The organism is Aquirufa sp. Wall-65K1 (assembly GCF_054558475.1).
This window is the reverse complement of sequence record NZ_JBPXKD010000004.1, coordinates 226,311-240,302: the sequence shown is the minus strand read 5'-3', so window position 1 is coordinate 240,302 and position 13,992 is coordinate 226,311. Positions and strand designations below refer to the sequence as shown.

Annotated in this window: 13 protein-coding genes and 1 riboswitch; of the genes, 8 read left to right on the top strand and 5 right to left on the bottom strand. The window is 38.6% G+C overall.

The genetic code is table 11. The annotated features are described in order from the left end of the window. Window position 1: 1 nt before the first annotated feature. Window positions 2–116: riboswitch (SAM riboswitch) on the bottom strand. Window positions 117–379: 263 nt separating this feature from the next. From ACST15_RS08410 to ACST15_RS08385, 6 genes are all read left to right on the top strand, one after another. After that, window positions 380–739 (top strand): hypothetical protein, encoded by a 360-nt coding sequence (locus tag ACST15_RS08410; protein WP_459454209.1) that lies wholly within the window; start codon window positions 380–382, stop codon window positions 737–739. A gap of 102 nt (window positions 740–841) precedes the next feature. Beyond that, on the top strand, window positions 842–1,903 hold the full coding sequence (atpB, locus tag ACST15_RS08405; RefSeq protein WP_459454208.1) for a F0F1 ATP synthase subunit A: 1,062 nt from the start codon (window positions 842–844) through the stop codon (window positions 1,901–1,903). A gap of 38 nt (window positions 1,904–1,941) precedes the next feature. Further along, a complete protein-coding gene (atpE, locus tag ACST15_RS08400; protein ID WP_109322163.1) occupies window positions 1,942–2,187 on the top strand; it encodes an ATP synthase F0 subunit C in 246 nt (81 codons plus the stop codon). Window positions 2,188–2,314: 127 nt separating this feature from the next. Beyond that, window positions 2,315–2,809: a F0F1 ATP synthase subunit B gene (gene atpF / locus ACST15_RS08395; RefSeq protein WP_109322162.1), complete on the top strand. Its 495-nt coding sequence runs from the start codon at window positions 2,315–2,317 to the stop codon at window positions 2,807–2,809. A 25-nt stretch (window positions 2,810–2,834) separates the two neighbouring features. Beyond that, window positions 2,835–3,371 (top strand): ATP synthase F1 subunit delta, encoded by a 537-nt coding sequence (atpH, locus tag ACST15_RS08390; protein WP_459454207.1) that lies wholly within the window; start codon window positions 2,835–2,837, stop codon window positions 3,369–3,371. Window positions 3,372–3,413: 42 nt separating this feature from the next. Continuing rightward, window positions 3,414–3,788: a DUF423 domain-containing protein gene (locus ACST15_RS08385; RefSeq protein WP_459454206.1), complete on the top strand. Its 375-nt coding sequence runs from the start codon at window positions 3,414–3,416 to the stop codon at window positions 3,786–3,788. Here the strand turns inward: ACST15_RS08385 and ACST15_RS08380 are convergent. The 5 genes from ACST15_RS08380 to ACST15_RS08360 all read right to left on the bottom strand — a co-directional run bounded on the left by ACST15_RS08380 (window position 3,785) and on the right by ACST15_RS08360 (window position 9,471). Then, window positions 3,785–4,807 carry a hypothetical protein gene (locus ACST15_RS08380; protein WP_459454205.1) on the bottom strand — a complete coding sequence of 341 codons (1,023 nt, stop codon included), beginning with the start codon at window positions 4,805–4,807 and terminating at the stop codon, window positions 3,785–3,787. The genes ACST15_RS08385 and ACST15_RS08380 overlap by 4 nt on opposite strands. Further along, complete coding sequence (locus ACST15_RS08375; protein ID WP_459454204.1) at window positions 4,807–6,042, bottom strand: MFS transporter; 1,236 nt, start codon at window positions 6,040–6,042, stop codon at window positions 4,807–4,809. Before ACST15_RS08375 ends, ACST15_RS08380 begins: the two co-directional genes overlap by 1 nt. 12 nt (window positions 6,043–6,054) lie before the next feature. Continuing rightward, window positions 6,055–7,344, bottom strand: a complete 1,290-nt coding sequence (rodA, locus tag ACST15_RS08370; RefSeq protein WP_459454203.1) for a rod shape-determining protein RodA — start codon at window positions 7,342–7,344, stop codon at window positions 6,055–6,057. Next, window positions 7,341–9,209 (bottom strand): penicillin-binding transpeptidase domain-containing protein, encoded by a 1,869-nt coding sequence (locus tag ACST15_RS08365; protein ID WP_459454202.1) that lies wholly within the window; start codon window positions 9,207–9,209, stop codon window positions 7,341–7,343. Before ACST15_RS08365 ends, rodA begins: the two co-directional genes overlap by 4 nt. Before the next feature lie 76 nt (window positions 9,210–9,285). Continuing rightward, window positions 9,286–9,471, bottom strand: coding sequence for an AtpZ/AtpI family protein (locus ACST15_RS08360; protein ID WP_459454201.1), 186 nt, complete (start codon window positions 9,469–9,471; stop codon window positions 9,286–9,288). 91 nt (window positions 9,472–9,562) lie between these two features. On the opposite strand from ACST15_RS08360, the gene porW reads away from it, so the two are divergent. Both porW and ACST15_RS08350 read left to right on the top strand, forming a co-directional pair. Continuing rightward, window positions 9,563–11,677 (top strand): type IX secretion system periplasmic lipoprotein PorW/SprE, encoded by a 2,115-nt coding sequence (gene porW / locus ACST15_RS08355; protein WP_459454200.1) that lies wholly within the window; start codon window positions 9,563–9,565, stop codon window positions 11,675–11,677. 1 nt (window position 11,678) lies between these two features. Next, window positions 11,679–13,991, top strand: coding sequence for a penicillin-binding protein 1A (locus ACST15_RS08350; RefSeq protein WP_459454199.1), 2,313 nt, complete (start codon window positions 11,679–11,681; stop codon window positions 13,989–13,991). Window position 13,992: the final 1 nt, after the last annotated feature.

Sequence of the window (13,992 nt, the reverse complement as noted above, 5' to 3'; positions counted from 1 at the left end):
TCGTTTATATTTCCCTAAACAGGCATTTGCCTGGGGTAGGAGTTAGCACCTTAGTCGATTAAAACTGGTTGCCAGAAGTTCGTTGAGCCTAGTCTCTCCCTTCTTCTTTATAAATCAATGCTGCTTTTGCGATTGACTTGGAAATACAAAGTAAAGGATGAAATGGAAGAATTCCAAAATTATCGCTTTTTCGGAGAGATTTGTCAACTTTTGAAAAGTTGACAAATCTAAAGTTGACAAATTTAAAGGGTAGCAAAGCTAAATTCAGCCTAGCGAATTCGCCAATTTATTCTTGATAATTTTTATCTGTAAATTGATAATAGTACAAATTAGTAGTCAATGAAACCACTTTTTAAGACTTAATTCGGATATTTGCAGCATGCTAAAATTACTTAGTTTTTACGGCGGCTTGGGATTAGTGCTGTGGGGTGTCCATCATAGTAGCTTGGCCGAATGGTTGCATCCCGATGTTAAATTCATCTGGGCCTTCTTTTTCTTTTTGGCCTATTTAAGTCATGCCCTTCATCAAATCGGTTGGAAAAATGACCGAGAGAAATTCATCCCCTTCCACATGGCTTCACTAGCCATTCGGTTCATAGCAAGTCTCATTTTCATCGGAGTTTTTGGATATGTAGGAACTCCAGAAATGATCTTATTTGTGGGGAATTTTTTTGTACTCTATTTATGTAGTACAAATTTTGAAATAATTGGTTTGCTTCGTAACTTGCGACGTTTTTAGAAAAGGCCTAGGCCAAAAGTCACAAAAATCCTTTTCTACATCCAGCTAATCAACGAATTAGCTTTATTATTCAAAGAAATTCAAGTAAAAGCGAGCATTAAGATGTCGGGTAAGTCCATTTTCAAAAAAGTGTATTTTTCAAATATAATCCTCGGATTATTCATTTCCCTTTTCAGTTTCTCTGCTTGGGCCAATGAGCCAGTAGCAGCCGAGGCGGCCGAGCATGCTCCAAAGCAAGAAGAGAAGTTCGATGCAGGTAAAATGATCTTACATCACATTGCTGATGAGCATGAGTGGCATTTCTTCACCATAGGACATTTCCATGCAACTGTTCCGCTTCCTTGTATTGTATATACTCAATCAGCTGGTTTACAGATTTTTTCTTCTTCCAATTTCAAAAACGAACATCATGAAGAAGTTCCTTACCAAGGCTTAAAACTAGAACATGGTAAGATACATGCGGAAAATGGAGAACAAGTTTATGATATTTCCATCACCAAAAATGTGGCTTCCTTGTTAATCTCCGCTGTTTTATTGCTAAGTATTTTCATCGGAATTGGCAAAACATACAAAGAAAATCCTCACCGTGCACCTAAAGGCGTTCAATCATTATTTGAGCCCATCATCATATTTGTCCGTGACGAAATTGCCAAAAACAATATCGGCGAAAAACATTATCGTCGCTTTATGCCCTATTTATTGACTGTTTTCTTCTTCATTTGGTTCAACAATATGTTGGGCTTAATTCCAGGAGGAGCCAACGTAACTGGAAATATTGCGGTAACTGCGGTATTAGCCATCATTGCATTTTTTGTGACTAACCTAAATGGTAAAGCTACCTATTGGACTCACGTATTTGCCATGCCAGGTGTGCCGAAGTGGATGTTGTTGATTATGACTCCGGTTGAAATAGTGGGTGTTTTCATGAAGCCATTCTCCTTAATGGTGCGTTTGTTCGCAAACATGACCGCGGGTCACATCATTTTATTGAGTTTAGTTTCCCTAATCTTTATTTTTGAAAATTCAGCATTAGGAATTGCCGTAGTACCGTTCTCCTTATTTATGAACGTGATTGAATTGATTGTGGCCTTCATTCAAGCCTTTATTTTCACCATGTTGGTTTCAACCTACATTGGTGCAGCTATTGAAGAGCACCATCACTAGAATTTGTATTTTAATTTTTATTCATAAACCCAATTAGTATGTCTCTTTTATCAATTTTATTGGAAGTTTCTGTAGGAACTGGTCTTGCAGGTGTTGGAGCTGGTTTAGCTGCAGTTGGTGCTGGTTTAGGTATCGGTAACATCGGTGGTTCTGCTATGGAATCTATCGCTCGTCAGCCAGAAGCATCAGGAAAAATCCAAGGTGCGATGTTGATCGTAGCTGCTTTCGTTGAGGCGGTTGCTCTTTTCGCAGCAGTAATTTGTTTGTTGGTTACTTTAAAGTAATTCAACCCAAAGTTATGCCTCGGGTTAGCCTTGGCAAATGACTTAACTTATTTCAAACGCAATTTGGTCGCACTAGGCGCCAAATTGCGTTTTTAAGAAGATTCTAACATCTTAATTATACACAAGTATGGAGTTAATTACCCCAGATTTTGGACTTATCTTTTGGCAAATTCTAGTATTCGGAATTTTGTTCTTTCTCCTAGCAAAATTTGCTTGGAAACCCATCATTCAATCATTACATGAGCGCGAAGAGTCCATTGACCAAGCGATCAAACTTTCTGAGGAAACAAAGAAAGAAATGGCCGAACTTAAAGCAGGTAATGAGCAATTGTTAGTTTCTGCCCGCGCTGAGCGTGATGCTTTAATCAAGCAGGCTAAAGAAGCAGCTGATGCCATGATTTCTCAAGCTAAATTGGATGCCCAAACGGCTGCTAATCAAGAAATTGAAAAAGCCCGTGTAGCTTTTGAACAAGAAAAAGTAGCTGCTGTAGCTTCAATTCGCAAAGAGGCAGCCAGCTTATCGCTTGACTTAGCTGAAAAAGTATTAAAAAGCCAATTGAAAGACAAAGCTGCACAAGAGAAATTAGTTTCTGAGTGGATTGCTGATGTCACATTAAAATAAGAAGCAACACCTTAAATTTGATCAAATGTCTGAGTTAATTGTTGCCCACCGTTATGCCAAATCTTTGCTAGATTTAGCCATTGAAAAAAAGGTGGTGGAAGATGTTTACCAAGATATGGTGAGCTTCCAAGAAACCTGCCAAAACAGTAAGGAATTGGTGCTAGCATTTAAAAGCCCAATCATCAAGCACGGCACTAAAATGACTATCTTGAGTAAATTATTCAAAGATAAATTTCACGCTGTGTCTTATTCTATCTTTGAAATTATTACACGTAAAAACAGAGAAGAATTCTTACCTGCAATTGCGAAACAATTCATTGAATTATATACTTCGTACAAAGGAATTCAAAAAGCCGATGTCGTTACCTCTTCTGCCTTAACAGAAGAACAGCGTAATAAAGTGATTGCCATCGTTAAAGAATATTCTGGAAAAGATGTTCAATTACATGAATCCATTGACGAATCCTTAATCGGTGGGTTTATCCTACGTGTTGGAGACAAACAAGTCGATGATTCTATCCGACGGAAACTAAATGATTTAAAAGTTTCTTTCGCCTCATAAATTAAAAGCCTTGTTCATCAAGGCTTTTTTTATCCCTTTCTCATGAAACGTTTTTGCTTACTTGCTGGATCTATATTAGCCGCCCTTTCAGTTGCCATAGGCGCCTTTGGTGCTCATGCCTGGAAAGCTTATTTGTTGTCGACTCAAAGACTAGACACCTTTGAAACCGCTTCTAAATACCAAATGTATGGTGCTTTAGCCCTATTACTATTAGGTATCTGGCAAATTAACTCTGGAAACCGTTTTTTGAAATTAGCCTCCTACTTTACCTTGGCCGGTTGTTTTATTTTCCCTGGTGCCCTGTATTTAATCTGCATTACCCAACAAAATATTTGGGGAGCCGTGGCTCCTATTGGAGGACTATCCTTCATCCTAGGATTTTCCTGTATGGCGCTAGCCGCCTACCAAAAAGCCTAATGCCGCATGACCAATTCTAAACTGCTCCAAACAATTTCACCCATGGTTTTGCAGTTTAAAAAACGATCATCATTGTAATGCCTGGCTAATTCCAAGCGCAACTGTTCCATGTTTTCCACCGGAGCAATTTCATCTTTTGCCATGACTGTCATTAAATCATAGACGCGTTGGCTTTCCGATTTTAGTCGGCTTGCAATCATCGACCTTTCCTCAATTTGGTATTGCCAAACGGATTCAGGTGTCATAAATTTCATTCCCAGCTCTACCAAACGGTTGTTTTGTTTGAAATATTGAGGTAAATAAACAGACCGCTTACCCTCATAACATTGCTGATCGAAGTCGATTGGGCGAATTCGATAATAAATATCATCAAAATCGGGCGTTGTAATAACCACATAATTTGTGCTATGCATATCGCCTAAAAGTTGTACCAAACAACGCTCGTTGAACTTAACAAACTCCTTGGCCAGTCTGATAGGCGACTCTAAATCGTTTTCTAAATCTTGCTTTAGAAAAACATCCCCGGGGACCCCAGCAATATGCTCCTCCACCAAGGTATTATCATAAGTCACATAATTGATTCGGTTGGGAGACAGAATATGCTCCAATTCTAAACCATACACCCTGGAAGCATCCGCCACTTTGATGTAGAAATAATCAAAAATATCATTGACCTTATTAACGATTCGAATTCGAAATGGATGCGTATTTCCATAGGTACAATAGTCCACTCGATCAATGACCAAGTGCTTAATTACCCCCTCATTTCCATCCGTCTTTAAATCTGCATAAATATTTTTCAGGGATTCGTGCACTTCCTCCTGATCCGCAGGAGAATAAAAAACAGTTTCCCACAAGGTGTCATGCCCATTTTTATCATATAGGGTGATGGCATTGTCATATCGAAGCAAATCCTGATAACTAATATTCATAGAATACTCTCGACCATACTTATGTAGGTAGCGCCGCAACTGATTATTAATCCGATAAAGGTTTTTCTTCCGAGAGATTAAAGCCATTATTCTTCTATAAAATCCAATGATTTACCAAAAGTTTCCTTAAGCTGACTTACCGACCAAATCGATAAGGAAAAACATAAAACGCCAACGATGGTTGCGGCATGTACCATGCCAACACTTGGTATCAAAAATTTAAACAATAGACTTATCGGAATCAAGGCTCCACGCACAAAATTAGGCACCGTGGTCGTCACCGTCATGCGTAAGTTAGTCCCAAACTGCTCGGATGAACTAGTCAAGAATACCGCCCAATAGCCTCCAAAAAAGCCTAATAAGGTGATCATGATATTTCCATAAACCACCGATATGTCTGACATACCATACAAGAAGTAAATCGTTAATACCCAAGCAATGATCAAATAGGTCATGACAGCCTTATTTCTGCTCTTTAAAAATTGGCTCAAATATCCACTGGCAAAATCCCCAACTGAAAGACCCAAATAACAATACATGATAGCATCGCCCCCTGTTATTACCCCTTTTAGTCCCATTGTTTGCAAGAGCTCTGGGGAGGAAAAAACCAAGATACCAATGATATACCAAATGGGAAGTCCCATTAAAATACAGTAGATGTATTTCTTGAAAATCGTAGTATGCGAAAATAATTGAAAGAAGTTCCCCCTTTTTACATCTTTTTCTAATTCTAAAAACATCCCTGACTCAAAAGTTCCTAAACGCAATAGCAACAATGCCAATCCCATTCCTCCTCCTATGTAATAGCAAGTTCTCCACCATTCTGGATCAGTACTAAAATTAGAAACGATAGGGGCAAAAATAGCTCCAGAAGCCCCTACGCCAGCAATAATCAATGTACCTATCCCACGCTTTGAAGCCGGTAATGTTTCATTGACCAAGGTTATACCCGCGCCTAACTCCCCTGCTAATCCAATCCCAGCCAAAAATCGTAACCAAGCATAGGTATCCAAATCATGTACCATACCATTTAAAGCATTGGCCAAGGAATACAATAAAATAGAACCAAATAAGACCGATTTTCTGCCTTTTTTGTCCCCATAAATTCCCCATAAAATTCCGCCCAACAACATTCCACCCATTTGAATATTCATCAGGTTTAATCCTTGATTTAATAATTCTGGACCTACGAGTCCTAAGCTTTTAAGACTAGGATTTCGAACGACCGAAAAAAGGATTAAATCATAAACGTCCACAAAATAGCCTAGGGCAGCTACGGCAATTAAAAGTTTGGCTTTAGAACTAAGTTTTTCTTCTATCATAGGTTTAGGTTATTAACGCGAAAGCATGTCTGAACGATGAGAATCTAATTTCAGAAATATAAACAATAGTATGGTAAATGACCAAAGGGAAGAACCACCATAACTAAAAAAAGGCAATGGGATTCCCATGATGGGCATTAAACCAATGGTCATTCCAATATTCACTAGAAAATGAAAGAACAAAATCCCAACCACCCCATATCCATAGGCCCTAGCAAAACGAGAACGTTGCTGATCGGCCAAATACATGAGTCGCCATAAAAAGACCACAAACAAGATTATCACCACCATAACCCCAAAAAAACCATGCTCTTCACCAATCGTACAAAAAATAAAGTCGGTACTCTGCTCTGGTACAAAATCAAATTTAGTTTGTGTTCCTTGAAGATAGCCCTTTCCCCAAAAGCCTCCTGATCCGATAGCTATTTTGGATTGAGTTACTTGATAACCTAAACCCCTTGGATCAAAAGATGGATCTATCAATACTTTGATGCGATTACGCTGATGCTCTTTTAAAACTTTATTAACAGCTAAGTCTACCAAAAACACCATGAACATTATACCCACAATAAATAAGGCTGCCTTGACATAAGTTTGTTTTAAACGCTGAATATAAATGGGAGAAAGTGCTATGATACAGCCTGCTATGACAATTAAAGTGGCTAAAATGGTCCATGGACTCAAAAGCAAGGCTGAGACAAATATGGTTACAGAGCCAATGAATAATCCAGGGTATTCACCGGGTAAGCCTTCTCGATAAAGTAAGATTAAAAAGGAAGCAAATACCAAAGCAGAACCAGTTTCATTGGAAGCAATGATCAACAACATTGGTAGGCCAATAATGGCAGCCGAAAACCATTGGTTTTTCCATTTGGATAAATTCACCTGAGGTTCATTGATGTATTTTGCTAATAGTAAAGCCGTAGCCGTTTTGGCAAATTCCGCTGGTTGAATGGTAATTGACCCAAATTTAAACCATGAATGAGAACCATTGATGGTGACACCTAAAAAGGGCACTAATATCAATAATCCAATAAAACCAGCATATATAATGGGGGCAAAGGCTTCGAAAAAGCGAAAATCAATGGCAAATATACAGATGATGAGAATAAGACTAGTCGCTATCCAAATCAATTGTTTTCCTGCGTTGGAATCATAAAATTTAGCGTCAAAAATCCATAAATGGGTCTCTGGATTATATACGGCAGAATAAATATTCATCCAGCCTGCCAATACAAAAAGGGCATACAGAGATACGGTAATCCAATCAACCTTACTCACTAATTGATTTTGGTTACTCATTTTAGGGTATCTTTTTTAGGTTTTTGAGGTTTAGGGCCTGTGACGGATAACACATTGGGAAGATAACTTTTATTCATAAATTTCTCCTCCACAGCCTTTCTATCTACCTTTCCTTTTAAATATTTCTCAATAATAAGGGATGCGATTGGTGCCGCTGCAAAACCTCCAAAACCAGCATTTTCAACAAAAACAGCGATGGCAATTTTCGGATTCTCTTTGGGAGCAAAAGCTATAAAAACGGAGTGATCTTCTCCTTTAGCATTTTGAGATGTACCTGTTTTACCGCACATCACAATATCAGGAATTCGACCATCACTACCTACCGTACCATGCAAAACAGCATCCTTCATACCTTCAATAACCACACCAAAATGTTTGGCATCTATCCCAACAGAAACAGGGGTTTTATAAAATGGATCCACTACTTTATTGTCTCCAATGGCCTTAACTAAATGAGGAGGAATATACCATCCCCGATTAGCAATTATAGCAGCTACATTGGCCATTTTTAAGGGATTGACCACTAACTCTCCCTCCCCAATGCTCAAGGAATAGATATTGGAAAACTTCCAAGTATTTTCCCCTTTGTACACTTTATTATAATACTCTACATTGGGCAAGATTCCTTTTTTCTCATTACCTAAATCAACCCCTAATTTTCTTCCAAAACCAAAATTGGCCACTAGTTCAGACCACCGCTGCAATCCTTGAGCCGAGCGCTCAAAGGTATTACCTTGGGTATTCTCGTACAAGATTTTTCGAAAAGCATGATAAAAATAAGGATTACAAGACCATTGAATGGCATTATGTAAATCATTATGCGAAGTATTATGGGCATGGCATTTCACCGGGGCTCCTGCATGTGTAAAAACACTTCCAGGTGTGATGATTCCTAATTGTAAACCCACCAAAGCTTGAATCAATTTAAAGGTTGATCCAGGCCGATAATAGGCTGAAGGTGGTCGGTTCAACAAAGGCTTCATGGGATCCAAGGCCAAATCCCGATAATATTTGGAGAAATTACGTCCAGCTAATAAACTAGGGTCATAGGATGGCGCCGAAACCATGGTTAAAATCTCTCCCGAAGAAGGCTCAATGGCAACCACAGAACCTACCTTATGTTGCATAAGGCTATCCGCATATTCTTGTAAGCGAATATCCACACCCGTAAATAAATTCTTTCCTGCTATTGGTTGAATATCCAATCGCCCTTCTTTAAAATCTCCCTTTTCTACACCATTACTATTAACCATTCGGTATTTAACCCCCCTTTGCCCTCGTAAATCTTCTTCATAAAAACTTTCAATGCCGGAAACTCCTACATAATCGCCTTGGCGGTAATAGTCGTCTTTTTGATTCTGCAAGGAATTGGAATTAATCTCGGCTACATAGCCTAAGGCATTTGAGAAAGCCTTAGATTGGTAAGTTCTAAATGCCGTAGTGGTAAAGGTAAATCCAGGAAAATCGACCATGGCATCCTGAACCCGAGCAAAATCCTCTTTCGATAAATGTTTCAAAAATAAAAATGGCTTCACCCGAGAATAAGCTTTGGCTTGCTTACAAGTAGAATCAAAGTAAGCCCTAGTGATACCAAAAAGCTGGCAAAATTGTAAGGTATCACGCACATGCGCCTTTCTAGGAGTAATGTACAAATCATAGACAGGGGTATTGTAGACGATCAACTTATTATGGCGGTCATATACCTCACCTCGAAAGGGTATTTGAATGATTTTTCGAATGGCATTATTATCAGCCGCCTTTTCATAACTATCATCAATCACTTGAAGGAAAAATAACTTCCCTAAAAACACCAATCCAATGATGATAAAGAACAACAAAAGAATTTGTCTACGACCCTCGAACACGGAAAAATGGAGTTAATATGAAAAATCTCAGCAATTTACAGAAATATCTCGGCTTATAAATCGAGCTAAATCGCAATTATTTTGGCAAACTGCGAATCAAACCAAGCATGGAAAAAATGATGGAACCCAAGGAAAAAACGATGGTCAGCCAGGGTTTATCCAATTCAAAATACCCATCCAAATATCGACCTAACCAAACCCCTAATAGGATGGTAACCAACATTTGAAAGGCCGCTCCAATGAATTTTTGGTAAGAGTTCATGTATTTGAATTAAATTAATCGTAAAGCCATGCTAAATTTATCCCTTTTTCGTTGAGATAAATTGTAAATTTGAACAATTTTGGTTTCCCACATGATAAGACGTTATTGGCTTCTTGCTTTATTAGCCCTAGTGAGTGCTTGTTCTCAACAAAGCACGAAACCAGCTGCCGTCGCTTTTCATAACCTAAATGCCAAATATAATGCGATTTGGCAGGCGGATCGACTAAAAAAAACCATACAAAAGAAATTTTGGGAGGAGCGCAAAGAAGATTACAAATCCATATTACCCATTATTCCTAAGGTAGACTCAACCTTTGGCCAACAACATGCTTCGGACATTGATCAGGTAATCAAAAAGGCCTCTTTAGTCATCGACCGCCACCAAAATTCCAATTATATCGATGATGCCTATACCTTAATCGGTTGGGGTAGGTACATCAAAAAAGATTATAAAAATGCTTTAGAGACTTTCAAATTTGTCAACTCAATCGACAATGACCCGCGTTCCCAAAGTACCTCTCTGATTCATTTATACCAAATTTACATCCATCAGCATGATTTTGTTTCGGCCGAAAAGGTCGGTGAATTCATTCAAAGTTTAGACTTAAACCAAAGTCAAAAAAATAATTATTTACTTTCAAGGGCCTTTTACCATCAAAGTAAAAATGAAATAATCCCCACGATTGCCTTACTGGAGGAAACACTTCCTTCCCTTTCTTCTGGGGAAGAAAAAGCCCGCTTGTATTTTATTCTTGGTCAGTTATTTGAATCCCAAGGTAAAAACAAACTAGCTTTGGAAAATTATGCTGCTTGTAAAAAATCAAAAGCCAGTTATGAATTACAATTCAATGCTACCCTGGCAGTTCATAAACTGAACAATGCCCCAGAAGAATTAGAAAAAATGATTCGGGAGCCGAAAAATCAAGATCATGTACCCGCTTTATATTCGGCTTTAGGTGAAATCTATTTTAAAAATAAGGATTTTGAGAAAGCTAAAGATTATTGGACAAAAGGAGGAAAAAGTGCTGGCGATCGCGGGGAACTTTATCTACAATTGGCTAATCTATTTGCCCAGCAATTAAAACGTTTTGATGAGGCGGCAAAATATTATGACAGTGCAGCCACCTATTTATCGCCTAATCATCCGTCCTACAGCGCTACGCAAAAATTAAAAAGTACTTGGTCAACTTATTTGCAACTAAGTAAAACCGTAGGTCAGCAAGACTCCTTACTAAATTTAAGCCAAATGTCGCTGGCTGACTTAAGCGAACTTTACCAAAAGAAACAAAAAAGGCAACAAAGGAAAGCAGATTCCTTACAAAGCAAAACCATGGCTGCAGTAAGTAATGTAGTCTATACACGAAGAGCTCCTAGCCCAGAACAACAAAGTTTCTATTTCCATAATGACCAAGCAAGAATGCAAGGTCAACAGGAATTTACCAATAAATGGGGACCAAGAACTTTAGAAGATTTTTGGAATCGAAAAAATAAAAATAATAACCTGACGAATCGGATTGTGGACTTAACCCAAAACACAACGAATACTTCGACAGAGAATACCAAAGTAAATAGCAATAATCCAGCCCAAATTGATTCCTTACAAATTTGGTTGAATACCATACCAAAAAGTGTAGAACAAATCGCCCAAGTAAAAAAACGACAAGAAGATGCCTTGTTTGAGCTAGGCAAATTTGTCCGATTGGAATTGGGTGAAAAAGAAGAGGCTAGCAAATTATTAAAAAAGCTTTTGACCAATTTCCCCACCACGAGCCATGAGGCGGAAGCCCTGTATCTTTTATATCTAAGTACTGTCAAAGATTCTCCAGAGCAAAAAAACTACCGCAGTGTTTTATTTGATCGATTCCCAACTGCCTATTTCAAACAATTAATATTGAAAATTGAAAATGGTAGTTTAACAGAAAGCAATGAATTAGCGGCACAAAAAGCCTATGAATTAGCTTTTGCTCAATTTAAGGCTACTAATTATTCTGAAGCCTCGCGGCAATGTCAGCAAATCTTACAACAATTTCCGGGTAGTAACTTAGAAGATAAAGTCGTATTTTTAAAAGCGCTTTGCTATGGTGGCCTAAAGGAATATACCAGCTACCAAGATAATTTAAAAAACTTCATTCAGGCTTTCCCAAAAAGCCCATTAACAACCGAGGCAGAAGCTTTGTTAAAAGCCTATACCAAAAATAAAAACTAACATGTTCGAATTTGAAGAGGGAAAATATCTAAAACTGATTCGATTTACGTATAAATTTCTTGTAGGCTCTACCCTATTTGTGGTCCTGTTTATTACTGCCGTCAATTTCAATTTTCTATGGCTGTTTGGCGGTATGCCCAGCCTTTATGAATTGGAAAATCCAAAAAGCCAAGAGGCTTCTCTATTGATTTCTGAGGATGGACAAGAAATTGGCAAATACTTTAGAGAAAACCGAAATCCCGTTGAGTTCGAAGATCTATCTCCGACCATCATCAATACCCTAATGGCCACGGAAGATGCCCGATTCACTACTCATTCGGGTATTGATATGCGCTCGATGATGCGTGTCGTTTTAAGCTTAGGAACTTCTGGTGGGGGTAGTACCATATCTCAACAATTAGCCAAAAACTTGTTTCATACCCGTTCGGTGGAATTTGGGGAAGACGACCCCTTGTATATGGGTTTACTCATGAAAATTGGAGGTTTGAAAACGGCTATTGCTAAGGTAAAAGAATGGATACTAGCCATCAAATTAGAAAGACGCTATACCAAACAGGAAATTATGGCCATGTACCTCAATGAGGTAAGTTTTGGTAATAATGCCTACGGGATTCAAGTGGCTTGTAGGACCTATTTTCAAAAAGATGTCAAAACAGTCACCTTACCCGAAGCCGCTACTTTAATTGGATTATTGCAAAATCCATCTTTGTACGACCCAAGGATTAGACCTGAAAAAACCTTAGAAAGAAGGAATGTCGTATTAGGCCAATTAGCCAAATATGATTATGTGTTGGAGGAGGAAGCTCGTGCCATGATGGAAAGCCCTTTGAACCTAAAGTTTAAGGTTGAAAATCAAAATACCGGTGCAGCACCCTATTTCAGAGAAAGTATCCGTAAACAAATAGTATCCATCATCAAAGAAATCAATGCTGATCGACCGGAAGACCAGCAGATTAACTTGTATACTTCTGGCTTACGCATTTATACCAGTATCGATTCCCGCATGCAAAAATATGCGGAAGAGTCCATTCAGGAACACATGAAAGCGGAGCAAAGTCTATTCTATTCACATTGGAAAGGTAGAAATCCATGGGTAAACGAAGAAATGAAGGAAATCAAGGGATTCTTGAAAGATGCCATGAAACGCACTGACAGATACCGTGAATTGATGTCAGCTTACAATAACGATGAATTTAAGGTGTGGGAAGAATTAAATCGGAAAGTAAAAATGACCGTATTTTCTTACCAAGGAGATATCGATACGACCATGAGCTCCATGGATTCATTAAATTATTATAAAAGAATATTGAATTGTGGCTTTATGGCCATGGATCCAACCAATGGCCACGTAAAAGCATGGATTGGGGGTATTAACTACAAATACTTTAAGTTTGACCACATTACCCAAAGTAAAAGACAGCCTGGTTCAACCTTTAAGCCTTTTGTTTACGGGGCAGCCATAGAAAATGAAATTGCCACTCCTTGTGATGAGCTGATTGATGAACCCGTGACTTTTGGGGAAGAAGATGGCCTCACCAATGGAACATGGACACCTTCCAATTCTGATGGGAAATATAGCTATGAAAAACTCAAATTAAGAAGAGCCATGGCCTTATCCATCAATACCATTTCAGCTAAATTAATGAAAGAAATGGGACCTCAAAAAATTGCAGAATTTGCCCACAAGGCCGGCATCTCCAGTCCCTTATATGAGGGCCCATCCCTTTGCTTAGGAGCCTCTGAAGTATCTGTATTCGAGCAAGTATCTGCCTACAGTACTTTTGCCAATGGAGGAGAAAGAATTGAGCCTATTTTGATTTTAAAAATTACCGATAAAGTAGGCAATGTACTTCGTGAATTTTCCCCAACAGCTAAAGCCGTTATTAAACCTGAAACAGCTTATCTGATGACGTATATGTTACAGGGTGCAGTACAGGAACCAGGAGGTACTGCGGAGGGCTTAAGAAGAACATCCATTGTAGCAGGGAATGAAATAGGAGCTAAAACAGGTACTACCTCCAACTTCTCTGATGGGTGGTTCATGGGAGTAACCCAGAAATTAGTAGCAGGGGTTTGGGTAGGTGGAGATGACCGAAGCATTCACTTCAGATCTCTTGCCTTAGGTCAAGGGGCTAAAATGGCCATGCCTGCTTATGCCAAATTCATGGAAAAAGTTTATTCAGATCAATCATTAGCCATTGAAGGGTACAGAAAAATGCCTTTCTTAAAACCAGAAAAATTTGTGTTCGATTTTACTTGCAGTGGTAAAGTGGGCATAGATTCAACCGCCGTTCAAAATACCAATGTTCAATAAC

Coding starts and splice junctions, on each gene's coding strand:
- ACST15_RS08410 (WP_459454209.1), top strand. CDS start 380: ATGCTAAAATTACTTAGTTTTTACGGCGGCTTGGGATTAGTGCTGTGG.
- atpB (WP_459454208.1), top strand. CDS start 842: ATGTCGGGTAAGTCCATTTTCAAAAAAGTGTATTTTTCAAATATAATC.
- atpE (WP_109322163.1), top strand. CDS start 1,942: ATGTCTCTTTTATCAATTTTATTGGAAGTTTCTGTAGGAACTGGTCTT.
- atpF (WP_109322162.1), top strand. CDS start 2,315: ATGGAGTTAATTACCCCAGATTTTGGACTTATCTTTTGGCAAATTCTA.
- atpH (WP_459454207.1), top strand. CDS start 2,835: ATGTCTGAGTTAATTGTTGCCCACCGTTATGCCAAATCTTTGCTAGAT.
- ACST15_RS08385 (WP_459454206.1), top strand. CDS start 3,414: ATGAAACGTTTTTGCTTACTTGCTGGATCTATATTAGCCGCCCTTTCA.
- ACST15_RS08380 (WP_459454205.1), bottom strand. CDS start 4,807: ATGGCTTTAATCTCTCGGAAGAAAAACCTTTATCGGATTAATAATCAG.
- ACST15_RS08375 (WP_459454204.1), bottom strand. CDS start 6,042: ATGATAGAAGAAAAACTTAGTTCTAAAGCCAAACTTTTAATTGCCGTA.
- rodA (WP_459454203.1), bottom strand. CDS start 7,344: ATGAGTAACCAAAATCAATTAGTGAGTAAGGTTGATTGGATTACCGTA.
- ACST15_RS08360 (WP_459454201.1), bottom strand. CDS start 9,471: ATGAACTCTTACCAAAAATTCATTGGAGCGGCCTTTCAAATGTTGGTT.
- porW (WP_459454200.1), top strand. CDS start 9,563: ATGATAAGACGTTATTGGCTTCTTGCTTTATTAGCCCTAGTGAGTGCT.
- ACST15_RS08350 (WP_459454199.1), top strand. CDS start 11,679: ATGTTCGAATTTGAAGAGGGAAAATATCTAAAACTGATTCGATTTACG.